The organism is Pelatocladus sp. BLCC-F211 (genome assembly GCF_041928655.1).
GTDB lineage: Bacteria > Cyanobacteriota > Cyanobacteriia > Cyanobacteriales > Nostocaceae > Pelatocladus.
The window spans coordinates 39042-62105 of record NZ_JBHFLM010000232.1 but is presented as its reverse complement, the minus strand read 5'-3'; the positions used below and the strand labels follow the sequence as shown (position 1 = coordinate 62105).

Sequence of the window (23064 nt, the reverse complement as noted above, 5' to 3'; positions counted from 1 at the left end):
TGTAGTTTTGTAGGTTGGGTGTAGCGACAGCGAAACCCAACATTATAGTCTGGTTAATGTTGGGTTACACTCCGTTCCACCCAACCTACATAATGTCCTTTTTGAAAAACTCCTCTTTTCAAGATGGACGAGGTTTAGTTTGTTTTTTTCAAATCGTTCTACTTAGAGTTGATAATGTAAGTATCAATTGTCCAGAATTAAGAGTTTTTCACCAATGACCATTGACCAATGACCAATGACCATTTTACGGTAAACCCCAGTGTTGAGCGCGTTGCTGAAGCCAACCTTTTTCCAAATAACGTGCGATCGCTCCATTTACTTTACGTCGCAAATCATCATACTGCAATCCCTTGGGCATGACTACAGATAAAGGCTCAGTTGATAGCTTGACTGGTACTAGCCGATATTGAGGATATTGTTGCACCCAGCCACTCAGAACGCTAGTATCGGCTGCAAAAGCTACTACTGTATTATTTTCTAAAAGCGATCGCCCTTCTGCATAGGAATTCACCCCCACCAAATCTGCTTGTGGCAAATAATACTTAATATCAGCTATGGTACTGGAATTTTTGAGAACGGCTATTTTCTGTTTATCTATGTCGCCTAGCTTCTGTATAGAGGTATTTTTGGTAATTAATCTCGTGCCATCAAAGTAGTAAGGTATACTTAAACTTACCAAGCGGGCGCGTGATTCGGTTGCTGTCACCCTGGCAATAGTGAGATCAACTTTATGATCTATGACTTGTGAGAGGCGATCGCGATTCGCTATAGGTTTGAATTTGACAGCATTGGTTTTCCCAAGTAAGTCTGTTGCTAATTGTTGGGCTAAGTCAATCTCAAAACCTTGAAGATTGCCTTTTGGATCTGTAAATCCCAAGGGACGCAAATTATCTTTGACAGCAATCGTTAGATAGCCCCGCCGCTGAATTTTTGTCAGTTCTGCGGCAGATGCTGAGGATTGTGTATCTCCAATCACAAGGGCAAATAGCAACAACAAAAGAATTATTTTTTTGCCAATACTCCGAAAAAAGTAATTGCGGGTGGCAGGTTTTGGGTGTAGGGTTTTTCTCCCCACCGCCCGATTTTCCCATCCCCCCATCATTACCTGTTTGGGATTACCCATTTTTAACTCTTTGCTTGGCTTGCCAATTCTGCTACTTTAGCAAAACCAGTTGGATCGAGGACTGCCATTTGTGCCAACATTTTACGATTGAGTAGGATGTTAGCTTTTTTGAGATTACCGATAAACTGGCTGTAGCTCATGCCGTGTTGACGAACAGCAGCGTTGATCCGGGTGATCCAGAGGCGACGGAAATCACGCTTGCGCTTTTTGCGATCGCGATAAGCACTCCGCAGCGCCTTCATCACTTGCTGATTGGCGGTTCTAAACAGAGTGGAGTGAGATCCACGAAAACCTTTGGCGAGTTTGAGAATTTTTTTGCGGCGTTTGCGAGCAACATTACCGCGTTTTACCCTTGTCATGGCTTAAATTTTCCTGAACAAATTACAAATAGGGGAGCATCAAGCGTACATTTTCGGCGTCGCGCTCGTCAACAAGAACTGTTTTGGAAAGCTTACGCTTTTTGTTAGAGCTTTTGTGTTCGAGCAGGTGGTTTTTGAATGCCTTGCGACGTACGATTTTACCACTGCCGGTGGCGCGGAATCTTTTTGCCGCAGCTTTACGAGTTTTGAGTTTGGGCATGGGATGGCTATAATTCGACACAATCCATAATTATAACGGTGATTGAGAATAATCAGCCATATCTTTCTTGCCTGTCTTACGGCTATCTTCACAAATTCCTCAATTTTTGTGCTTATCCTGAAAGTGCAGGAAAAGAAATATTAAGTAGCACGAGGGTGAATAAAAATATGACTCTTCCTACACCCCTACACCCACTTTCAAGTCAGCAAGATAGTAATGGAAAACGTCAAGAAGATTAATGATGAGCTAGTTGTAGCCGGACAGGTAACATCAGAACAGTTGCAACAAGCAGCGACGGAGGGTTTTAAGTCTGTACTCAACTTGCGATCGCCTGATGAACAGGGTTTTTTACACGACGAACAGCAGCAAGCAGAGTCTCTAGGGCTAGAGTACATGAATATTCCTGTCAAGGTTGCGGAACTGAGTGAGGAATTGACTACTGAGATCCTAAAGAAAATTGACAACCTGCCAAAACCAGCCTTAATCCACTGTGGAGTAGGGATGCGTGCTGGTGCAATGGCATTAATGAATGTGGCGACACGACAAGGGATGACATCAGAACAGGCATTTGATAAAGCAGGGCAAATTGGTTTTGATTGCAGTGCCTATCCGCAAATGAAAGAGTTCTTTAAGAACTATGTGGAAAAGTATTCACAAAAAAGTCCTGAGTAATGAATTTGGGAGGAAGGGAAAATGTTATTTCGTCAATTGTTCGATCCAGAATCTAGCACTTACACTTATCTAATTGCTGATACCGATACAAAAGAGGCTATTCTCGTCGATCCAGTATTAGAGCAAGTGGAACGCGATCGCAAACTCCTGCAAGAACTTGGATTAACCCTGCGCTACTGTCTCGAAACCCACATTCATGCCGATCACATTACGGGAACCGATAAATTACGAGCAGCTACAGGTTGCTTAGGTGTTGTGCCGGAACACGCTCACGCATCTTGTGCCGACCTCTACATTCAGGATGGGGAAATATTGCAAGTTGGAGAAGTGATAGTTAAGGCGATCGCTACCCCTGGTCATACCGATAGTCATAATGCTTATCTGGTCAATCATGACCGAGTGTTAACGGGAGATGCTTTGTTTATTAGAGGTTGCGGTCGCACGGATTTTCAAAGTGGTGATGCTGGTATCTTGTATGATTCAGTGACGCAACGCTTGTTTACCTTGCCATATGACACCCTAGTTTATCCAGGTCATGACTATCGAGGGCATACAGTATCAACAATTTGGGAAGAAAAACATTGGAATCCCCGCTTTGTTGGACGTACACGCGACAACTTCATCGAATTTATGGCAAATCTGAACTTACCAGACCCTAAGAAGATGATGGAAGCCGTACCTGCGAATGAGATGTGTGGTTCTTTAACAGTTTTGACTTGAAAATCAGAGCTACCATGATTCAGTGGATTGTAGGTCATATACTAGCAGTAGCAATTGGGATTAGCTTAGGATTAATTGGCGGTGGTGGCTCGATTTTAGCAGTCCCAACTTTAGTGTATGTGATGGGAGTACCGCCTAAAAGTGCGATCGCTATGAGTTTGGCAATTATCGGTACAGTCAGCTTGTTAGGGGCAATTCCTCACTGGAAATTAGGTAATGTCCAATTAAAGACTGCTGGGATGTTCGGATTATCGACCATGCTTGGAGCCTACGCGGGAGCGAGAATTGCTACCCTTCCTTTGATCACAGGAACCCTGCAAATGCTCATGTTTGCGATCATGATGCTTTTAGCAGCAGGGTTTATGCTTCGCAAGCATCCGCAAACGGCTACCCCTATCCCAGCCGAAGGAGTAGACTTAACGCTGTATCCTCAACCAGTCTGTAAATATTGCTGGCTGTGGCTAGTGAGTGAAGGGATAGGTGTAGGTGCTTTGACGGGTTTAGTGGGGGTGGGAGGGGGTTTTGCCATTGTGCCAGCGTTAGTTTTGTTGGCAAATGTACCGATGAAACAAGCGATCGGTACATCTTTATTAGTGATAGTCCTGAATTCGATCGCTGGCTTTGTTGGCTATTTGGGTCATGTTCCCCTAAATTTAAATTTGATGGCAACATTTGCGATCGCAGCCAGTTTCGGTATATTTGTAGGAGCATATTTGGTACGCTTTGTTCAGGCTAGACACCTGCAAAGAGCATTTGGTTATTTTCTCCTAGCAATGTCGGCCTTTATTCTCTGGCAAAATCGGACTGCATTCCAATCTCAGCCGACATCGAAGCATGTTTCCACAAGCGAAACTACAGAAGTTATTCCATACACATAACATCTCCTCTTACACCCCTACCCCCTTACAACCCCTACACCACACATTCAGGAAACTGTCGCTTTAATGCAGGGAAGACAGGACATGGTGCTGAAGTTTGCAAATTCTCTGGTTTACTCCAAGTAAAGGGGGCTTTTTGAGCAGCAGACATCCACAACAGGCGTTTTGCCCGTGTCATGGCGACGTAGAGTAAACGATATTCTTCGGCTGTTTTGAGGTATTTTGCTTGTTCCCAAGCTTGGGTGACATCTGGTAAATTCGCTTGATCGTGAAGTGCAGCCCGAATTTGGGCGCGGGCGACTTCTGATAAGGTAAAGTCTCCGAGAAACTGACTTTGGGGAGGAACCCAAAAGCGTCCAGGTATTAAATTTTCGTGCATAAATGGTATAAATACGTAATCCCAGTCTAGACCCTTGGCTTTATGCATAGTGATAATTGTCAGTTGACCACGACGGGTATAACGGGCTTCTAAGTCTTCTGTTTCTACGGGTTCAAATCTTTCAGAATTGACGATTTCACTCAGGACATTCAGCATATTTGTCATTGAAGCATGACCAGCTATTTGTATATTCACCCGTTCTGCAAGTTTGTCGGCAGTTGCAAGTTCTGCTTGGTCGTAATTTAATGCCAAAGCGAGGAAGGAAATCAACTGATACAGGGGTAGTTCCATCCGCGCCCGCAATAAACTTCGACATAGGTGTGCGGCTTTTTGTACTGGTTCTGGCTGGGGTGCAGACAAGGGGCCTGGATACAAGAATTCTTCAGGTACAGCAGCAGGGGCGTTGAGGTCTTGAGTGGGAATTAACTGTCTTTCTACAAAGACTTCCAAGGCTGCTTTCAAATGGTCAGGAGAGTGGGGGCGATCGCAAAATTGTAGTAATGCCAAAATTTCCTGGGGTACATGGGAATGGCGATCGCGTTCTCCAACATCATAAAGTGTAATTTGATGCTCTTTACATACAGGTGTTAATGCTTCTGCTAACCATCTACCTTGACGGTTTTCTCTGACTAATATGGCTGCACTAATGGTATTTGGTTCTGAGGAAAATAACTGAATTACTCGTTGGGAAAGCAATTCAACTGTGTGATGAATATCACGCGGAGTATACAGTTCTAGTCCCCGTCCCACTGGTTGAGGATTTGCATCTGGTTGAGGATCACTAGAGTCAACAAGGCGAATGATTTGGGGACGAAAGGGGGAGGTGGACAGGTCTATTGAGAGATGCGAAGACGCGGAAACATCCCCGTGTCCCTGTGTCCCTGTGTCCCCGTGTCGTTTTGTGTTCCCATAGAGGCTATTTACCCATTGCAAGACGAAATTGGCAGCATCAATAATCATTTTGGTGCTGCGTCCTGCTTGATCCATTGTTGCTAAACGATTTTTGCTGTTGCAATCTTCGCAAAACTCACGAAAATAAATTGGGTCTGCGGGGGTGAAGGTGGAGTTAATTGCTTGGTTGGGGTCGCCGACACGAATTAAGTTTGGTTGGTTGAGATCGTCGGGATTGGTGGCAAGAATTTGTAAGAGTTTGGTTTGGAGGGGACTAGAGTCTTGGGCTTCGTCTTCAAAAACGGCGAATACTTGGTTTTGTTCGATTTTGCGGGCGCTGGGATTTTCGAGTACTCGCAGCGCGGCTAAAATCATGTCATCGTAGTCAATGAAGTCACGCGATCGCATTAATTTTTGGTACTGCTCGTATAATCCCGCAGCCACAGTTAAAATTTCATAATTGTCTGTGGTTTGTTCACTTAAACGTCGTAAATCTTCTGGCAATATTCCCGAACTTTTTGCCTCATGAATTACGGTTGTTGCTAAATCTGGTAATACTTCTGTTCGCAATACTGATTGGCGACGCAATCTTTCTGTCTCTTCACCGTCAAATTGTATACCTTCTAGTAAGCGAAAATAATGCCCTGGATGGCTAGCAATCCATTCTTCTACGGCATTACGGATGAAGCGGTGGCTTTGGTTGGGTGTAATTAATGTGACGTTATCTAATTGCAATCCTGATAAATCGGAATGGCGACTAGCAATGTTTAAAGCTAGTCCATGCAGGGTATATACAACAAAACCAGTTTGAGGTAAGGATAATTCTTCACGTAAGTATTTACGGATTTTGACTTTGATATTAGCAACAGCAGAACGAGTGAAGGTCACTACTACTAATTGCTGACGTTGAGACGAACCTGAAGAATTTGAACGCTGATACTGACGGGCGATCGCGATCGCCGCCGCCGCCGCCATTCCCGTAGATTTACCAGCACCAGGAACAGCAGAGACAGCCAATGGCCCAGAGTACCAATCAGCCATTTGTTGCTGTCCAGGACGCAGGCGATTGCGAATGCTTAAAATCGCACTTTCTCTCAGAGAAGATAAAGTGGACAGAGGATCAGCTTCGATTGGATATGATTCTTGAGGCACTAGATGTTTAAAATGAGATATTACATTAAAATTTTAAATTTTTAGTACAACCAACAACTAAACTATCAACAACAACCACAAACTTGACCAATTATTCCGAGCAGGGTACAGAGCTTCTCCCCCTAACCCCCCATTCCCCCAAATTGGGGGTTAGGGGCTGGGGGACGGCACTCAATGTGGCGATGCTCTTTCGTCACCCGTGCCTCGTCAATCCAAAATCTAAAATCCAAAATCCTGTTAGAGGTTGACTGCTGTATCACCCTAGAGTGAAGATAAAATGGTTGGGACTGTTGCTAAAGTATAGGCGATTTTTGATGTCGCCTTGTTCTCTTATTCTTCTCGTCGATTGGAAAACAGGGTTTTAGACTAAGAGAACGAACCATATTCAAGCCTGCATGGGCAGGCTTTGTTTGTCTAGCAGTATTAAGACGTCAAATTGCGCCTTAATACTGCTAGAAGCCAAGATCAACTTTTGCAAACAGTCTATTTTATGAGCAGCAAGTTCAATGAGGGATGGCAGTGGAGACACTTGTGGAAAAGCAGAAGCTAGGTGTAAATTTTGTTATGAATAAAGGCGATCGCGTTCGTGTTAAAGAATCCGTGGTAGTGTACCATCATCCCGAACATCGCGGTAATGCATTTGACCTGAAAGGTACAGAAGGAGAAGTAGTAGCTATTGTTACTCAATGGCAGGAGAGACCAGTTAGTGCTAACTTGCCAGTCTTAGTGCAGTTTAGTAAAAAATTTAAAGCTCACTTCCGCGAACAGGAGTTAGAAATTATCTAACATCCCTCATTGGCGGCGAACAAAAAACTGCATTATATTCAATTCGCCGCGCATTTTTTTTAGGTCTTGACGATGCTGTTCTGCTATTGCGTAGTACCACTCACAGTATTCTTGATGATCTGATCTCGTTTTAACTTCGTGATAAAACTGGTGAGTTGTTTGATAGACAGCAAAACTTTCCTCAACTTGAGGTTGAGGCGGAGGAATAATATATGGTAAGTTTTTAGACATAAGGAGTCAAACAATTTTGGATTTTAGATTACTTTGTCGAGTAGACACGGAGTGGCTACTTGCACGCCTGTCGCTAACGCGCCTACCAAAGGTAGCCGCACTTCGTGCATCTATGGATTTTGGATTGATCTTTCAAATCAAAGCCAACCTCTTAAACGATAGACAAACATACCTACATACTCTTTTGCTGCCGCAGTAAACTTGTGTAAATTAGAACTCTCAGGTAGCAAACTCAAAATAGCAGCCTTGGGAGTGTGACTTAGCGCCTCGATTTCACTTTGAGTTACAAGAAAGTCAGTAGGTGCAGGGATAGCATCAATACCCTGGTGTTTAAAGATTAAGAACGATCGCGGCATATGCATAGCTGAAGTCACAAGTAAAATCTGGCGAATTCCACGAGTATCAAGTATTTTTTTGACATTTACTGCATTTTGATAGGTATTGAGAGATTCCGATTCTTGAATGAGAACTTCTGGTGGAACACCAATAGATGTAAGGACTTGAGCCATATCTTCAGATTCTGCTAAACCTTGGTTGTCGTCCCAATTGATACGTCCACCACTCAGAATAATTACAGGGGCTTTGTTTTGGCGATAAAGTTGAGCAGCATAAATTACGCGATCGCCAGCTTCATTTAAATCTACACCCGGTCGTGGTGATAAAGCTGGTTTGGTAGCACCGCCTAAGACAACTATTGCTTCAGTATTTGGGAGTTGTGCAGGTGGTAAATACTGCCATTCGAGCGATCGCACCATGAGATTAGCAATCCAGGCGTTACTGCTCAATAACAATATTAGCAGCGCCAACATCATCGCGATCGCTGCTGTACGAGGGCGTTTCCATACCATAAACAGCGCTACCACTAGACAAATACTAGCTAGCCCCAAAGGATAAAAAAATAGTGGTAGCAACTTTGAGAGATACAAGAACATAAGGGGGATCGGGGATTGGGACACGGGGGACAACTTCTCAGTGATCACTGATCAGTGATCAGTTACCAGTTTAATTTGATAACTGATCACTGATTCATGCCCGATCCCCAAAACTTTTTTACCTCCGCCAAAATTGTGGCCAGTTGGAATTACCAGATGAACGACGGTAACGACGTGTGGGCTTTCGGATGCGTCGTTTGACAGTTGGGGTAGGGGGTAATTCTAGTTGTGTTTCATCTGTTAATTCATCGGGGATTTGAGTTCTAGTTTCTTCCTTGCTTTTCCACCAAGCAATCAGCCAGCCTCCGCCAATCCCAGCCAATGAACCCAGCAAGATGCTTACAGATGGTTTGTATCCCAAAAAAACAAAGCCAAGTAAGAAAAATAACCAGTATTTCAAACCTGCATCAATACCCTCAGAAGAAGCAATTGCATCACTCTGAGGGCTACTTTTATTAGCTGTAGTCACCCAGCCTACAGCCAAACCACCCAACACACCCAAGAAAAGGCTTATAGGTAGTGCATAACCGACTACCAAAAAAATGAGTGTTAAAAATACCCCAAACAGGATTTGATTCAAAAAGTTGGGCGAAATCGATAGAAATTGGTTGAAATTGTTCTTTTGTGGTGCCATGAGGTCAACCGATTTTAGATTTTAGATTTTAGATTTTAGATTTTGGATTTTAGATTTTGGATTTTGGATTTATGAGCATCAAGTCAATTACAAAAATTACTTTCCTATTCACTAATAATTCTCAATCTAAAATCCAAAATCTCAAATTTCAAATCTCAAATTTTCTGTTAAGGCATTAGTGAAATATTTCTTTTAATTGTGCCTGTATTGGTTGAGTTGTGTCCAAAATTTTTACTAGTGGTTTTTCTTTTTCTGTCCAAGCCTCAGCAGCAGCAAGTTGTGACTCTAACAATTCAGCAGTTGCATCAGCAATATCACCAGTGCGGTGTTGCAGACGTTGTTGTAAAACTTCTAGCGGTGCAGTGCAACCCAGAATTTGTAAAGGTATTTGTTTGTCTTGGGCTTGGGCGATCGCTTCTTGTCGTAATTGCTGGCGATCGTACTTAGCATCCAAAATCACATTAAATCCTTGACTTGCGAGTATTATTCCCAATTCCAGCAAGCGTGCATAGGTTTTTTGACTCATTTCGGGGGTATACAAATCATCTCCACCACGTTGCAGTAGGGGAATCCCCGCCAAATGCTTCCGCACCGCATCTGAGCGCAGGTGAACTGCTCCTATCTGTTGAGCTAAACACCGAGCCGTTGTACTTTTCCCAGAACCAGATACCCCGGACATTAAAATTAACTGTCCTTGACGCGGTTGAGTATACTCCCACGCTTGCCGGTAATAAGCCGCCGCAGTTTTCGCCGCTTCCTCTTTGGCTTCTGGCGGTACACCAGGATCATCTAACAAAAACGAAGTTACTTTGGCTCTGACATACGCTTGGCGGCTTAAATACAAAGGTAATAGCTGTAAACCTTCCCAATCTCCAGTTTGCTCAATATAAGTATTTAAAAACACATTAGCTAAATCTTTGCACTGCCTTGCTTCCAAGTCCATTACCGCAAAAGCGACATCGTACATTACATCAACAAAGCGAAATGGTTCGTTAAACTCAATGCAATCAAAGAGCAAAATTTTATCTTGCCATAGCGCAATATTTCTTAAATGCAGGTCTCCGTGACATTCCTTAATATAATTGTTCTGAATGCGACTCTTAAATAAATCCGCACGTTCTGCAAAAAACCGATCTGTATACTGCTTCGTTTCCTCAAACTGCACCTGAGTTTGTGGCCCACCAATATATTTTTCCGTTTGCTGGTAATTTTCGTCAAATGCAGCCCGGACTTGTGATACTTCCCCAAAAGAACTAATGTAATCATTGGTAACAGCTTCCCTATGAAACTCTGCTACTACCCGTCCCAATTCTGCGATATGCTCCTCCTCTAACTTCCCCTGCTCAAACATTTCACTCAGCAAAGCTTCCTGGGGAAACTGATGCATTTTCAACGCATACTCTACCGCTTCTGTTCCCCCTAGTTGATATTGCTCACCTACCAAACTTATAGGCAATACTTCTAGATATAATTCCCCTGCACCTCGCTGATTTAACCTTAACTCTTCCTCACAAAAGTGCTGGCGTTTTTCCAAGGTTGAATAATCCAAAAAGCCAAAATTTACTGGCTTCTTCAACTTATAAACATAATCCCCAGTCAACAATACATAAGAAACATGCGTCTGAATTAACTTCACTGGTTCCTGTACCACATGGGGATAAAACCCAGGTTGTAACATCTGCTCAATTAAAGGTGGAATAGAAATAGCCATCTTTTCTCTTTGTCTCCTACTCTTCCTTGAAGCCGCTATCGCGTTTATGTGTTCTATGTGATTCAATCAACAAAAAACCAGGGTTTTTACCCTGGTCTTTTCAGCAATTATGATAAACTCTATCAACCTTTGCTGGAAGCAAAAAAACTCAAGTGGTAAGGTGTTCCCTTCGCCGGATGAGTTTGAAGTTCGCGGATCACCGTTTTACCGCGCCAATCCAAATCTGTAACATTGAGTTCAAACTCAGTTTTGTTGACACGAGCCTTCTTGAGCAAATTCTCAACAGTTTTAGCGTCAACAACTAGAGAAACAGACTCGCTACCTTTGTGACCATACAAATTAGCAGGTATTAATCCAGAACGACGCAAAGCATTGGGCTTGCTACCTTCCGGGCGCTTTTTACAATCAATCGTAAGTTCCATAGAAATTGTTAGTTGTAAATTGACAAATTGGGGGATCGGGGATCGGGGATCGAGGAAAGGGGATCGGGGAAAGGGGATCGGGGAAAGGGGATTAGTGTTTATTCTCTCCCTTGTCTCCCTTGTCCTCCTTGTCTCCGATCCCTGATCCCCGATCCCCGATCCCTAACCTAAGCACTCAGCAATGAAGCTGGAGAACCATCGGCGTGTAGCAAAGCCCGTTTGGGGCCATGTATCGGGTCTTCGACAATGATAGTTTGATCGCGGCTGGCTCCTAAAGAAACAATCGCGATCGGCACTTCCATTAATTCTGCCAAAAATTTGAGATAATCCAACGCTTGTCTTGGCAAGTCATCTAAAGAACGGCAGTTACTGGTAGACTGCTGCCATCCAGGTAAGGTTTTGTAAACGGGACGACATTGAGTAAACTTACGGGCGCTGGTGGGAAAATGCTCACAGCGTTCCCCATCTATCTCATAGGCAACACAAACTTTAATTTCCTCTAGTTCATCAAGGACATCTAGTTTTGTGATTGCTAGACAGTCTAAGCCATTAATACGCACAGCATAGCGACCGATGACCGCATCAAACCAGCCACACCGGCGTTTGCGTCCGGTGGTTGTGCCAAATTCCGCACCACGGGAACACAACAATTCTCCTAATTCCCCATCTAATTCTGTGGGGAAAGGCCCTTCGCCAACACGAGTAGTATAGGCTTTTGCTACCCCAATTACCCGGTCTATCATTGTCGGGCCTAGCCCTGTACCAACACAAGCCCCTCCTGCTACTGGGTTAGAAGAGGTGACGTAGGGATAAGTCCCATGATCTAGATCAAGGAGTGTACCCTGTGCGCCTTCAAATAAGATATTCCGCCGTCGCAGAATCGCATCGTAAATTTTTAGAGAGGTATCGACCACATAAGGTCGCAACCTTTCCGCATACCCCAGATATTCATCTATCACCTTCTGGGGTTCTAGCGGTGGTAAGTTGTAAAGTTTTTCTAAAATGACGTTTTTATAATTGATCGTCCACTCTAGTTGGTCACTTAGCCCTTGGGAGTCCATCAAGTCTAACATCCTGATGCCTGTCCGCTCCGATTTGTCGGCATAGGTTGGGCCAATACCTCGACCAGTCGTACCTATTTTATGATTTCCTCGGCGTTCCTCTGATGCCTGATCAATCAAACGATGATAAGGCATTGTCACGTGTGCAGTTTCAGCAATTAATAAATTGCTAGTAGAAATGCCAAGTTCTTCTATTTGATCGAGTTCTGCTATTAAAACCTGTGGATCGATGACTGTTCCTGAACCAATAATGCACTCTGTATCCGGGTACAAAATACCAGAGGGAATCAAATGCAATTTAAAGGTTTGACCCTTGACTACAATTGTGTGTCCAGCATTGACACCCCCTTGATAACGTACTACCACATCTGCGGAGCGGCTGAGTAAGTCGGTGATTTTTCCTTTTCCTTCATCGCCCCACTGGGCACCTATAACAATAACGTTAGCCAAGAGTTTATATTAAAAAGCTAAAGTTTTCACAAATGCTAATTATCGACAAATTTTGTAGCCGATGTCAAGCTTTGAAAGCAAAAGTTTACCGATGATAAACGTAGACACGTCTCTTAATGTGGGCGATCGCATTAGCAAGCGTTTTTTTGCAATCAAATACTACCCAACATCAAGCCTCTGCGGTGTACATCATTAAAAGTAATTGCTTGTTGGGAGGAGCGATCGCCATCCGCAAGTTCAAATAAATCAACCCAAAATTAAGTGGTTAGGCAACAGGGAACAGGGAACGGGGAACAGGAAGACAATGTGTGTAATTAATTCTGTTTGAGTACTTACCTCAAGTATACTTTTATGAAAGCCAAAAGTTACTGATATCCAAGACATAGGATTAAAAGAATTTTTGGCGTTGCTGAATCATAGGATGATTTCGCTTAATTTTTAACTATTTTTCCATGCTTTCAACCCCCAACTCATCTTGCATTTATACAACACTGAATTTTATCTAAACCTTGTGAGCAAATGAATTATTGAGGACTCTGAATGCAGTTATCTGCAATTGTGATTCTTAATATAATTCATGATTAAAATGTTATTTTGTTAGTGAAATAATCTCTTTAATCTTGCGATTCTGTTTTATGATAAAATTGAACATGCTGCTTTTAGCAGGTTAGCAATCGCACTTAGTAGTTTTTCTCTTTTTTACACACATAATTTGTGGAATACTTGGAACAATAGAAAAAATGTGTAGTTAAAGACACCAAAAATCAAATAAAATTAAAAATTATATATTTATTATTCCAGAAGGTTTTCAGGTGGTCGAAATAATGTTTGCTCAGAAATAAATGATACCTCTAAACTCTTTATTCAGAGCTATTACCTAATGTTATTTTACATTAAGAAAAATCTGACACTTGGATTTGCAATTGCGTCGGCAATTATAGTTGCTAATGCAGTAATATCTTATTGGCACATTGTCAAGCTAATAAAAAATGAGCAATGGGTGCAACATACTCACCAGGTGCTAACTCAACTTGAAGATACACTTTCGACATTAGAAAATGCTGAAACTGGGCAACGCGGCTATCTAATTACAGGAGATATCAGTTATCTAGAATCATATTTTGTGGCTGATCAAGAAATAGAGAACAAGATCAATCAACTTAAAGAATTAACAGCAGATAACCCCAGACAACAACAGCGAATTTCTGTACTTCAGCAGAAGATTCCTGAGAGATTGCAGCACCTCGAACAAGGAATTTTATTGCGGAGACAAAAGGGATTTGTACCTGCACAACAGTTAGTCATGTCTGGTAAGGGAAAACGGGTAATGGACGAAATCCGCCAGATTGTGCAGGAAATGGAAAAGACAGAAAACTCACTCTTACAACAACGAAGTCAACAGTCGCAAGCAAGTTCTCAACAGACAATAACGACATTCTCCTTCGCCGCAATTCTGAATTTTGCGCTAATCGTTGCGCTTTACATGTTTCTCAGGCGTTATCTCAACCAACGCTTGTTGGCTGAGAAGGAACTACAAGATAGCGAGCAGCGATTTCGCGGTACATTTAATCAGGCTGCTGTTGGTATTGCTCATGTTGCACCAGATGGCAAATTCTTACAAGTCAACGAAAAAATTTGTCAGATTATTGGCTACAGTCATCGGGAATTACTCAACTTAACTTTTCAAGATATTACCCATCCTGATGATCTTAATTCCGATTTAGAGTACGTCCAACAAATGTTAGCAAATCAAATTCAGACGTACTCAATGGAGAAGCGGTACATCAAGAAGAATGGCGATCGCATTTGGGTAAATTTGACTGTATCGCTTGTACGCGAAGTTAGTGGAGAGCCTAAATATTTTATTTCAGTTATAGAAAAAATTACAAAACGTAAGCAGGCAGAACAAGCGCTCCAAGAGTCGCTTAAAAACCTAGCAGACATGAAATTTGCACTAGATCAAGCTGCTATTGTGGCTTTTACCGACAAGAAAGGAACAATTACATACGTCAACGATAAATTCTGCAAAATTGCCAAATATTCTAGAGAAGAACTTTTGGGACAAAATCACCGCCTGATTAATTCTGGTTATCACCCACAGGAATTTTTTCAACAAATGTGGGCAAGTATTACTAAAGGACAGGTATGGAGAGGTGAAATTAAAAACCGCGCTCAAGATGGCACACTTTACTGGGTAGATACAACAATAGTACCGTTATTAGATGCTGAAGGCAAACCCCAGGAATATGTAGCAATTCGTAGCGATATTACCGAGCGCAAAGCTGACGAAGAGAAAATCCAAGAGCAAGCACAACTTTTAGATCAATCCCAAGACGCGATTTTTGTTCTAGATATGGCAGAAACTATCGTGTTTTGGAATAAGAGTGCAGAAAGTTTATTTGGTTGGACAACAAAAGAAGCAATTGGTACAAATAGCAGCGAACTTGTCTTTGAGGAAACTTCACCACAGCTCGAAGAAGCACAAGAAACAGTTGTTCAATCAGGCTCATGGCAAGGTGAGTTATATCTAATCACAAAACAGGGCAAAGAAATTATCGTCCGAAGTGGTTGGACACTAGTACGAAATGAGAAGCAGCAACCCAAGTCGATTTTAATTGTCAATACAGATATCACAGAAAAGAAAAAATTGGAAGCACAATTCTTACGCGCTCAACGCCTAGAAAGCATCGGCACTCTTGCAGGCGGTATCGCTCATGACCTCAACAACGTATTAGCACCAATTTTGATGTCTGTACAGCTGTTGCAGAAGAAATACCCCGAACGGCAGAATCAACAATTACTAACATTAATGGAAGACAGTGTCAAACGTGGAGCGAATTTGGTTAAGCAGGTGCTGTCTTTTGCTAGGGGAATGGAGGGCGATCGCACCACCTTACAAGTTAAGCATATCATCCGAGAAATTGAGCAGATTATTCGAGAGACATTTCCTAAGTCTCTTGAATTCTACACAGATGTATCAAGAGACCTTGCGACTGTTTCTGGCGATGCTACCCAAATCCATCAGGTACTGATGAACTTAGCTGTTAACGCCAGGGATGCCATGCCTAATGGCGGTAAACTTAATATTTGTGCGGAAAATGTGGTTCTTGATGAACAATATGCCAGGATGCATATTGATGCCCAACCTGGATCTTACATAGTCATTACAATCGAGGATACAGGCATAGGTATATCCCCGGAAGTTCAAGAACGGATTTTTGAGCCATTTTTTACCACAAAAGAGATAGGTAAAGGTACAGGTTTAGGTCTTTCTACCGCGATTGGAATTGTGAAAAATCATGGTGGTTTTATCAATGTCTACAGTGAAGTAGATAAAGGCACAAAATTTCAAGTTTACTTACCAGCTATCGAAGATAATGAAACCCAACAATCTACTCAACAAGTAGAAGAACTCACAGGAAATGGCGAGTTAATTTTGGTAGTAGATGATGAAGCCACAATTCGTGAAATCACTAAGTCATCTCTAGAAACTTACAATTATCAAGTACTTACTGCTAGTGATGGCGTAGAAGCAGTAAAAATCTATGCACAATATAAGCAGGAAATTAATCTAGTGTTACTAGATATGATGATGCCATCAATGGATGGAGCGATCGCCATCCGCACGCTACAAAAAATCAATCCCAATGTCAAAATTATTGCTACTAGTGGACTGTCGTCACAGCAACACATCGCCGAATCACAAGGGGTAGGAGTCAAAGCATTTTTATCTAAACCTTGTACGGCGAAAGAATTATTACTGACAATTGCCGCAATCAATAAAGGTAATTAAATTAACTTACAAAAAATTTATCCAGAAGCAGCTTATTTTTTTATTTGTTACTGTTAATAATAATTAATATTTGTTCTAGATACACTACTATGGCTTTATACGCAGAGTTACACAGACACCTTGGCGGTTCGGTTGTACCGCGAGTTTTATGGCGGTACTTTGAACGTCATTCCTCGGAGTTAATTTCTCGGTTTGCTGACTATGGAGGTTTTGAAGAGTTTTATACACGTCCGCGTAATACTTTAGATGAGTATTTAGAGTTACATACTTTAGTAGAAAGTGTACAAACTGTAGAGACTCTACCCTACTTTATTTATCGGCTATTACGGGGTGCTTATATATTTGAAAATTTGGCTTACTTAGAACTGCGTTATACACCTTATCTACGAACACCAGAACACCTAAGTCAATCAGAAAGAATTGACAAAATGGCAGAAATTGTCGAAGTTGTAGGTAAGGCCAGCAAACTACCTGAATATCCGATTGTCACTAGTCAAATTCTTTGTATGCATTCGCGTTTACCCTATGAGGTGAATAAAGCGATTGTAGATTTAGCTGCACAAAATAAGCAGTATGTTTGTGCAGTAGACGTGGCGGGAGGAGATAGTTATTATGGCGATCGCATAGAAGAATGGGTAGAACTATATAATTACGCACTGTCTTTAGGAATTGGTACAACAGGACACCTGTACGAAACAACAGCTGGTTGTTACCCTGAACTGTTACCATTTTTGATGCGAATTGGTCACGGTATCCAAATTCCTTTGTTGTACCCCGAATTACTTCCAGATTTAGCGAAACAGAATCAGTGTTTGGAAGTTTGCCCTACAACTTACCTCAAAACAGGTACTTTAGAAGATATCCGCCAACTTAAAGTTGTCTTTGACCGTTGTTTTGATGCTGGAGTCGATATCGCCATTTGTACAGACAACGCTGGACTACACAACGTCCGTTTACCATTTGAGTACGAAAATCTGCTCACCTACGACATCATTAATTTTCAACAACTCCAAGCTTGTCAGGATGCAGCTTTCCGTCATGCTTTTGCTTGGCCTTACACTCAACGTCCAGCATCACTATTAAATGGATTGCTGAAACCTGAATCTACCAAGCTTGTAGCGACGAAAAATTAGATCGGGGATCGGGGACTTAAATCAGTTAACAGTTAACAGTTAACAGTAACCAGTTTAATTTTGATAACTGATAACTGATAACTGATAACTGATAACTGAATTTTAAGCTCCTACTGTTGCACCTCCGGCTGTTTTCCAGGCGGACAAGCCACCTTTAATTTCAGAGACATGAGTAAATCCAGCCTCTTTTAAAAGTTGTGTAGCTTCGGTTGCTTGTTCGTCGTTTTCACCATAAACAAAAATCTCGCGCTTGCTATGGAAAGCAGTTTTCGCGCGGCTTGTCAAGTCAGCTAGGGGAATGGGTACTGCTCCTGTAATATGACCTGTATTGTAGCTGCTGCGATCGCGTACATCCAAAATCGTAAAACCAGGTTGACCCAATTCCAGACGAGATTTCAGGTCGTGTGCAACAGAATCAAGCATAATAGCCACCTAAATTAATTGTTTTTGCCTAATAGTTTCGTTGATTTCCACTATCAACAGCAATCTATCAAAAAACTTATTTTTATCGAGCTTTTTTTAAAAAGAATAAATATTTTCATTAAGATTAATAAATCTGTATGTTTTTGTGTCAAAAAATATAAAATTTTGTATATAAAGTTAATGAAATTTGTTTAGATGATACACTGACTAACGCCTTGTTTAAACTAGACTTTATGGTATCCACGATCCAAGTTTTACCAAAAGAAGTCGTACATTTAATTACAGCTGGAGAGGTTATAGATTCTTTAGCAGCTGTAGTCCGGGAATTAGTAGAAAATTCCCTTGATGCAGGTGCAACGCGGATTGTGGTTTCTATTTGGCCAGAACAATGGCGAGTCCGAGTAGCTGATAATGGCTGCGGGATGAACTTAGAAGACCTGCAACGAGCTGCATCAGCCCATAGTACGAGTAAAATTCATAGCTGTGCAGATTTATGGAAAATTACTAGTTTGGGATTTCGTGGTGAAGCGTTGCACAGTTTGACGACTTTGGCTGAATTAGAAATCTTGAGTCGTCCGTCTCCGGTTGTATCTGCTCAATTTACTGGGGGAACACGGATAGTATATGGCTATGGAGGGCAAATTCTACATCAACAAGCAGCCGCGATCGCGCCTGGTACAGTTGTCACAGTCTCCAATCTCTTTGGTAGTTGTATCGCCAGACGTCAAGGTTTACCAGCGATCGCACAGCAAATGAAAGCAGTGCAAGCAACGATCTATCAAATAGCCCTTTGCCACCCGCAAGTTGCTTGGCAAGTTTGGCAAAATGACCGGGAATGGTTTAATATTTCTCCGGCTGGGACAATGGGGAAACTCCTACCGCAACTAATCCAGCAGGTGCGTCCGGGAGACTTGCAAGAATTGCAAATAGAATTGTCTCATTCTCCCCAACATTCCTTAAATATAGTTGTGGGATTACCTGATCGCTGTCATCGTCATCGTCCAGATTGGCTGCGGGTTGCGGTAAACGGCAGAATAGTCAAAGCGCCGGAATTAGAACAAACTATTTTAGGAGCATTTCACAGAACATTACCACGCGATCGCTATCCAGTTTGTTGTCTACATCTGGTGATTTCTCCAGATCAAATCAATTGGAACCGCAACCCCGCCAAGACAGAAATTTATCTCAATGACTTGAGTTTTTGGCAAAAGCAAGTCAGCCAAGCTATTGAACAAGCACTCCGAATTAATTCTGACACGATTCAAGAAGCAGTTCACACTACTAGAGTTGGGAAATTAATTAAAGTAGCCGAAGAAAGCGGTGCTTACAATACAAACTGTTCCACTTCGTCTGAAGATCATTCAACTTCTCACACCTTAAAAGCCGTTGGACAAGTTAACAATACTTATATAGTTGCTGAACATCCCGGTGGTTTGTGGTTAGTGGAACAACATATTGCTCATGAGCGCATATTGTACGAACAATTGTGCGATCGCTGGCAAATTGTCCCGATTGAACCACCGATCATTCTCTATCAATTGTCCTCATTGCAAGTGTCTCAACTACAGCGCCTTGGTTTAGATATTGAACCCTTTGGTGAACAACTTTGGGCAATCCGCAGTATACCCGCAATGTTGCAGCAGCGAGACGACTGTGCAGACGCAATTTTAGAACTGAGTCGGGGAGGAGATTTACAAACAGCACAAGTAGCTGTTGCTTGTCGCAGTGCCATTCGCAATGGTACACCCCTTTCCTTACCAGAAATGCAACAAATTTTAGATGACTGGCAACGCACCCGCAACCCCCGCACCTGTCCCCACGGACGCCCAATTTTTCTATCACTCGAAGAGTCTTCTTTAGCACGCTTTTTCCGGCGTCACTGGGTGATTGGGAAGAGTCACGGGATTTAAGCGGATTTATCCGTGGAATCAATTGCGTTTTCCAAAATCCTACTGTACCATTTCACGAAAACCTTGATACATCTGCTACTAAAAGACAAAGACGCCAATAATTACTCAGCGTCTTTGCATCAGATAAATTTTGCTGGTTTAGCCTACACCATTTCTGAGGATGTTTGCACTACTGCTTGAGGTTGGGGTTGGAACATAAACAAGGAGTAGACGACATCTCGACGAATATTGGTCATCATATCCAAGAAGAGTTCGTAACCCTCGGTCTTGTATTCAATCAATGGGTCTTTTTGACCATAACCCCGTAATCCTACGGACTCACGCAAAGCATCCATTTGTTGCAGATGTTCTCGCCAGAGGGTATCGATTCGCTGCAAGATAAAGAAGCGTTCGGCTTGGCGCATCAATCCGGGTTGAATTTGGTCTATTTGCGCTTCCTTCATGTCGTAGGCGATTCGCACCTGTTCGTGCATGAAGGCTTTAATTTCACTCATCGACATATCTACTAGTTGAGATGATTGTAAGTCTGCTAGTAGATAAACAAATTCTTTGACTTTCTCAACTAATTTGTCTAGTTCCCACTCTTCGGAAGGCAAATCTGGATTGATGTAGTAGTTAACGATGTCGTCCATCGTTCTTTCGGCGTACTCAATCACTTGTTCTTTGAGGTCTAGTCCTTCTAAAACCCGACGGCGTTCGGCGTAAATCGCACGACGTTGGTTGTTCATCACCTCGTCGTACTCAAATACCTGTTTCCGGATATCGTAGTAGTAGGTTTCAACTTTTTTCTGGGCGCCTTCTAAACTGCGGGTTAGCATCCCAGACTCAATTGGCATATCTTCTTCAACGCGGAAAGCTTCCATTAATTTAGCGACGCGATCGCCACCAAAAATCCGCATCAAGTTATCTTCTAAGCTAAGGAAAAATCTCGTGGAACCAGGGTCGCCTTGCCGTCCCGCACGTCCGCGTAATTGGTTATCAATCCGTCGTGATTCGTGGCGTTCTGTACCAATTACGTGTAAGCCTCCCAAGTCTACTACTTCTTGGTGTTCACGACTGGTGAATACTTCATACTCTTGTTTGATCAGTTTGTAAGCTTCCCGCAATTTTTGAATTACAGGGTCGTCAGTGGGGGCTTTTTCGGCGGCGACAGCGATTTTTTCCTCTGCTTCCAATTCTGGTAAACTGCGATCGCCATAGGCTTGAACTGCCATTTCTACTGCTTGTTTGAGCAGTTGTTCTGTTTCTTTGGAAAGTTGAGTTGGGAAAACTTGGGGCGAAGCTTTCCAAGTTTTGACTTTTTTCCCAGGAACAAAGCCTTGTCCCGCACTACTGGAACTCGGAGGTAAACCAGCTGCTCTGTGGACACTAAACATATCTTCATCTTCTGGCTTGACGATCCGGGGCATAAAGTATTCCCGCATCTTCAAACGAGCCATATATTCAGAGTTACCACCCAAGATAATATCCGTACCTCTACCTGCCATGTTTGTGGCAATAGTCACAGCACCTTTGCGTCCAGCTTGAGCGACAATCTCCGCTTCCCGCTCTACGTTTTCCGGTCGGGCGTTGAGCAATTCGTAGGGAATTTCCATTTGCTTCAACAGCTGGCTGAGATACTCAGATTTTTCGACACTTGTGGTCCCGACCAAAACAGGCCTACCAAGTTGGTGCATTTCGGCACATTCTTTGGCGATCGCTCGCCACTTACCTGGTTCATTCTTAAACACCATATCAGACAAGTCTTCCCGTCTTCTGATCCGGTTAGTAGGAATGACGGTGACTTCTAGTTTGTAAATTTTTTCAAATTCAGCTTCTTCAGTTTTTGCCGTTCCTGTCATCCCACCCAGTTTTGGATACAGCAAAAACAGGTTTTGATAAGTAATGGTTGCTAAAGTTTGGGTTTCTGGTTGAATGTCTACGTGTTCTTTGGCTTCAATTGCTTGGTGTAGTCCATCACTCCAACGTCGTCCCGGTAGCACCCGCCCGGTAAATTCATCGACAATTACTACTTCGTCATTACGGACAATGTAGTTAACGTCTTTGAGGAACAGTTCTTTGGCTTTAATCGCGTTGAAAACAAAGTGCGCCCAAGGTTCTTCGGGGTCAAATAAATCTTTTACTTGCAAAAGCTGTTCTGCTTCAGCAAAACCTTCATCTGTTAACAGCACGTTCCGGGCTTTTTCATCTACTTCATAATGCTCATCTTTTTGCAAAGCGGCGGCGATGCGAGCTGCTTCTGTATATTTCTCTGTTGGTCGTTCGACTTGCCCAGAGATAATTAATGGTGTCCGCGCTTCGTCAACTAAGATTGAATCGACCTCGTCAATCACGCAGTAGTTAAATGGGCGTTGCACTACATCTGTGATTGATGTTGCCATATTATCCCGTAGGTAATCAAAACCTACTTCACTGTTGGTAACGTAAGTAATATCACAGTCATAGTTTTTCTTGCGTTCTTGGGGCGTCATGCTGGCTTGAATCAAACCGACACTCAAACCCATGAAGCGATGCACCTGTCCCATCCATTCCGCGTCCCGACGAGCCAGGTAATCGTTAACAGTAACTACGTGTACACCCTTACCTGTTAGGGCATTTAAATAACTCGGTAAAGTAGCAACCAGGGTTTTACCTTCACCAGTTTTCATTTCGGCAATTTGCCCTGTGTGCAGAATTACACCACCCAACAACTGAACATCAAAATGCCGCAACCCCAAGACTCGTCGTCCGGCTTCCCTGACTACAGCAAAAGCTTCGCTTAAAATGTCATCGAGAGTTTCGCCTTTAGCCAGACGCTGTTTAAACTCTAGTGTTTTACCCTTGAGTTCATCATCAGAAAGGGCTTTGATCTCTTCCTCTAACAGGTTAATTTCAGTAATGTAAGGTTGATATTTTTTAAGCTTACGAGCGTTGGGGTCGCCCAACAAAGTTTTTAGCATGGCAGATTATTTAACAAAATCAACGGGGACGGGAATTTTAGGTTTGGATATGATTATAAGCATTTGACCCAAATGAGTTTTTATACTCTATAAATGGGTTGGCAATCGATTTTCCAACAAAAACAGCAACAAGACAAACCAATCTAGTTACTAAATGATGGCTTTAAATTAGGAGTTTATATTTGAAACTTTATTAATAGTATCATTTCGCTTCCAGATGAAGCAGTGAAGCCCGACCATGCTCA

At 42.5% G+C, this 23064-nt stretch carries 19 protein-coding genes; 7 read left to right on the top strand and 12 right to left on the bottom strand.

Features of this window, described 5'->3' with window-relative positions; translation table 11 throughout:
• Nucleotides 1-244: 244 nt before the first annotated feature.
• From ACE1AT_RS27745 to rpmI, 3 genes are read right to left on the bottom strand one after another with little or no spacing between them, the layout of a single operon-like run.
• Nucleotides 245-1123, bottom strand: coding sequence for a transporter substrate-binding domain-containing protein (locus tag ACE1AT_RS27745; RefSeq protein ID WP_374874286.1), 879 nt, complete (start codon nt 1121-1123; stop codon nt 245-247).
• 2 nt (nt 1124-1125) lie between these two features.
• Entirely contained in the window at nt 1126-1482 is a 357-nt protein-coding gene (gene rplT, locus ACE1AT_RS27740) for a 50S ribosomal protein L20 (RefSeq protein ID WP_016861233.1), read from the bottom strand.
• A gap of 22 nt (nt 1483-1504) precedes the next feature.
• Complete coding sequence (gene rpmI, locus ACE1AT_RS27735) at nt 1505-1702, bottom strand: 50S ribosomal protein L35 (RefSeq protein WP_017311701.1); 198 nt, start codon at nt 1700-1702, stop codon at nt 1505-1507.
• A gap of 216 nt (nt 1703-1918) precedes the next feature.
• On the opposite strand from rpmI, the gene ACE1AT_RS27730 reads away from it, so the two are divergent.
• The 3 genes from ACE1AT_RS27730 to ACE1AT_RS27720 are packed head-to-tail and all read left to right on the top strand — an operon-like array spanning nt 1919 to nt 3972.
• Nucleotides 1919-2374, top strand: coding sequence for a beta-lactamase hydrolase domain-containing protein (locus ACE1AT_RS27730; RefSeq protein ID WP_374874284.1), 456 nt, complete (start codon nt 1919-1921; stop codon nt 2372-2374).
• Between the two features lie 21 nt (nt 2375-2395).
• Complete coding sequence (locus tag ACE1AT_RS27725; protein WP_374874282.1) at nt 2396-3094, top strand: MBL fold metallo-hydrolase; 699 nt, start codon at nt 2396-2398, stop codon at nt 3092-3094.
• Nucleotides 3095-3111: 17 nt separating this feature from the next.
• Nucleotides 3112-3972: a sulfite exporter TauE/SafE family protein gene (locus ACE1AT_RS27720; RefSeq protein WP_374874296.1), complete on the top strand. Its 861-nt coding sequence runs from the start codon at nt 3112-3114 to the stop codon at nt 3970-3972.
• A gap of 34 nt (nt 3973-4006) precedes the next feature.
• Here ACE1AT_RS27720 and ACE1AT_RS27715 read toward each other — a convergent pair whose 3' ends face one another.
• Nucleotides 4007-6394, bottom strand: coding sequence for an ATP-dependent helicase (locus ACE1AT_RS27715; protein ID WP_374874280.1), 2388 nt, complete (start codon nt 6392-6394; stop codon nt 4007-4009).
• Between the two features lie 513 nt (nt 6395-6907).
• Between ACE1AT_RS27715 and ACE1AT_RS27710 the strand changes: the two genes are divergently transcribed.
• Nucleotides 6908-7180, top strand: coding sequence for a ferredoxin-thioredoxin reductase variable chain (locus tag ACE1AT_RS27710; protein ID WP_374874278.1), 273 nt, complete (start codon nt 6908-6910; stop codon nt 7178-7180).
• A gap of 6 nt (nt 7181-7186) precedes the next feature.
• On the opposite strand, the gene ACE1AT_RS27705 is transcribed toward ACE1AT_RS27710, so the two are convergent.
• From ACE1AT_RS27705 to ACE1AT_RS27680, 6 genes are all read right to left on the bottom strand, one after another.
• Complete coding sequence (locus ACE1AT_RS27705) at nt 7187-7411, bottom strand: hypothetical protein (RefSeq protein WP_374874276.1); 225 nt, start codon at nt 7409-7411, stop codon at nt 7187-7189.
• A gap of 137 nt (nt 7412-7548) precedes the next feature.
• Nucleotides 7549-8343, bottom strand: coding sequence for a YdcF family protein (locus ACE1AT_RS27700; RefSeq protein WP_374874274.1), 795 nt, complete (start codon nt 8341-8343; stop codon nt 7549-7551).
• Nucleotides 8344-8461: 118 nt separating this feature from the next.
• On the bottom strand, nt 8462-8977 hold the full coding sequence (locus ACE1AT_RS27695) for a hypothetical protein (protein ID WP_374874272.1): 516 nt from the start codon (nt 8975-8977) through the stop codon (nt 8462-8464).
• Between the two features lie 175 nt (nt 8978-9152).
• Nucleotides 9153-10688: an AAA family ATPase gene (locus tag ACE1AT_RS27690; protein ID WP_374874270.1), complete on the bottom strand. Its 1536-nt coding sequence runs from the start codon at nt 10686-10688 to the stop codon at nt 9153-9155.
• 122 nt (nt 10689-10810) lie between these two features.
• A complete protein-coding gene (gene rplY / locus ACE1AT_RS27685; RefSeq protein ID WP_374874268.1) occupies nt 10811-11110 on the bottom strand; it encodes a 50S ribosomal protein L25 in 300 nt (99 codons plus the stop codon).
• 167 nt (nt 11111-11277) lie between these two features.
• Entirely contained in the window at nt 11278-12621 is a 1344-nt protein-coding gene (locus ACE1AT_RS27680) for an adenylosuccinate synthase (protein WP_374874266.1), read from the bottom strand.
• Between the two features lie 880 nt (nt 12622-13501).
• Between ACE1AT_RS27680 and ACE1AT_RS27675 the strand changes: the two genes are divergently transcribed.
• A complete protein-coding gene (locus ACE1AT_RS27675; protein ID WP_374874264.1) occupies nt 13502-16414 on the top strand; it encodes a PAS domain S-box protein in 2913 nt (970 codons plus the stop codon).
• Nucleotides 16415-16503: 89 nt separating this feature from the next.
• Nucleotides 16504-17547: an adenosine deaminase gene (locus ACE1AT_RS27670; protein ID WP_374874262.1), complete on the top strand. Its 1044-nt coding sequence runs from the start codon at nt 16504-16506 to the stop codon at nt 17545-17547.
• Between the two features lie 102 nt (nt 17548-17649).
• Here the strand turns inward: ACE1AT_RS27670 and ACE1AT_RS27665 are convergent, their stop codons facing one another.
• The gene (locus tag ACE1AT_RS27665; RefSeq protein WP_374874260.1) at nt 17650-17970 is read right to left on the bottom strand and encodes a rhodanese-like domain-containing protein; all 321 of its coding nucleotides are present in this window, start codon (nt 17968-17970) and stop codon (nt 17650-17652) included.
• A 233-nt stretch (nt 17971-18203) separates the two neighbouring features.
• Here ACE1AT_RS27665 and mutL point away from each other — a divergent pair, with 233 nt between their 5' ends.
• On the top strand, nt 18204-19880 hold the full coding sequence (gene mutL / locus ACE1AT_RS27660; RefSeq protein ID WP_374874258.1) for a DNA mismatch repair endonuclease MutL: 1677 nt from the start codon (nt 18204-18206) through the stop codon (nt 19878-19880).
• Nucleotides 19881-20023: 143 nt separating this feature from the next.
• Here the strand turns inward: mutL and secA are convergent, their stop codons facing one another.
• Complete coding sequence (secA, locus tag ACE1AT_RS27655; RefSeq protein WP_374874256.1) at nt 20024-22819, bottom strand: preprotein translocase subunit SecA; 2796 nt, start codon at nt 22817-22819, stop codon at nt 20024-20026.
• Nucleotides 22820-23064 lie beyond the last annotated feature (245 nt).

Coding starts and splice junctions, on each gene's coding strand:
- ACE1AT_RS27745 (WP_374874286.1), bottom strand. CDS start 1,123: ATGGGTAATCCCAAACAGGTAATGATGGGGGGATGGGAAAATCGGGCG.
- rplT (WP_016861233.1), bottom strand. CDS start 1,482: ATGACAAGGGTAAAACGCGGTAATGTTGCTCGCAAACGCCGCAAAAAA.
- rpmI (WP_017311701.1), bottom strand. CDS start 1,702: ATGCCCAAACTCAAAACTCGTAAAGCTGCGGCAAAAAGATTCCGCGCC.
- ACE1AT_RS27730 (WP_374874284.1), top strand. CDS start 1,919: ATGGAAAACGTCAAGAAGATTAATGATGAGCTAGTTGTAGCCGGACAG.
- ACE1AT_RS27725 (WP_374874282.1), top strand. CDS start 2,396: ATGTTATTTCGTCAATTGTTCGATCCAGAATCTAGCACTTACACTTAT.
- ACE1AT_RS27710 (WP_374874278.1), top strand. CDS start 6,908: ATGGCAGTGGAGACACTTGTGGAAAAGCAGAAGCTAGGTGTAAATTTT.
- ACE1AT_RS27705 (WP_374874276.1), bottom strand. CDS start 7,411: ATGTCTAAAAACTTACCATATATTATTCCTCCGCCTCAACCTCAAGTT.
- ACE1AT_RS27700 (WP_374874274.1), bottom strand. CDS start 8,343: ATGTTCTTGTATCTCTCAAAGTTGCTACCACTATTTTTTTATCCTTTG.
- ACE1AT_RS27695 (WP_374874272.1), bottom strand. CDS start 8,977: ATGGCACCACAAAAGAACAATTTCAACCAATTTCTATCGATTTCGCCC.
- ACE1AT_RS27690 (WP_374874270.1), bottom strand. CDS start 10,688: ATGGCTATTTCTATTCCACCTTTAATTGAGCAGATGTTACAACCTGGG.
- rplY (WP_374874268.1), bottom strand. CDS start 11,110: ATGGAACTTACGATTGATTGTAAAAAGCGCCCGGAAGGTAGCAAGCCC.
- ACE1AT_RS27675 (WP_374874264.1), top strand. CDS start 13,502: ATGTTATTTTACATTAAGAAAAATCTGACACTTGGATTTGCAATTGCG.
- ACE1AT_RS27670 (WP_374874262.1), top strand. CDS start 16,504: ATGGCTTTATACGCAGAGTTACACAGACACCTTGGCGGTTCGGTTGTA.
- ACE1AT_RS27665 (WP_374874260.1), bottom strand. CDS start 17,970: ATGCTTGATTCTGTTGCACACGACCTGAAATCTCGTCTGGAATTGGGT.
- mutL (WP_374874258.1), top strand. CDS start 18,204: ATGGTATCCACGATCCAAGTTTTACCAAAAGAAGTCGTACATTTAATT.
- secA (WP_374874256.1), bottom strand. CDS start 22,819: ATGCTAAAAACTTTGTTGGGCGACCCCAACGCTCGTAAGCTTAAAAAA.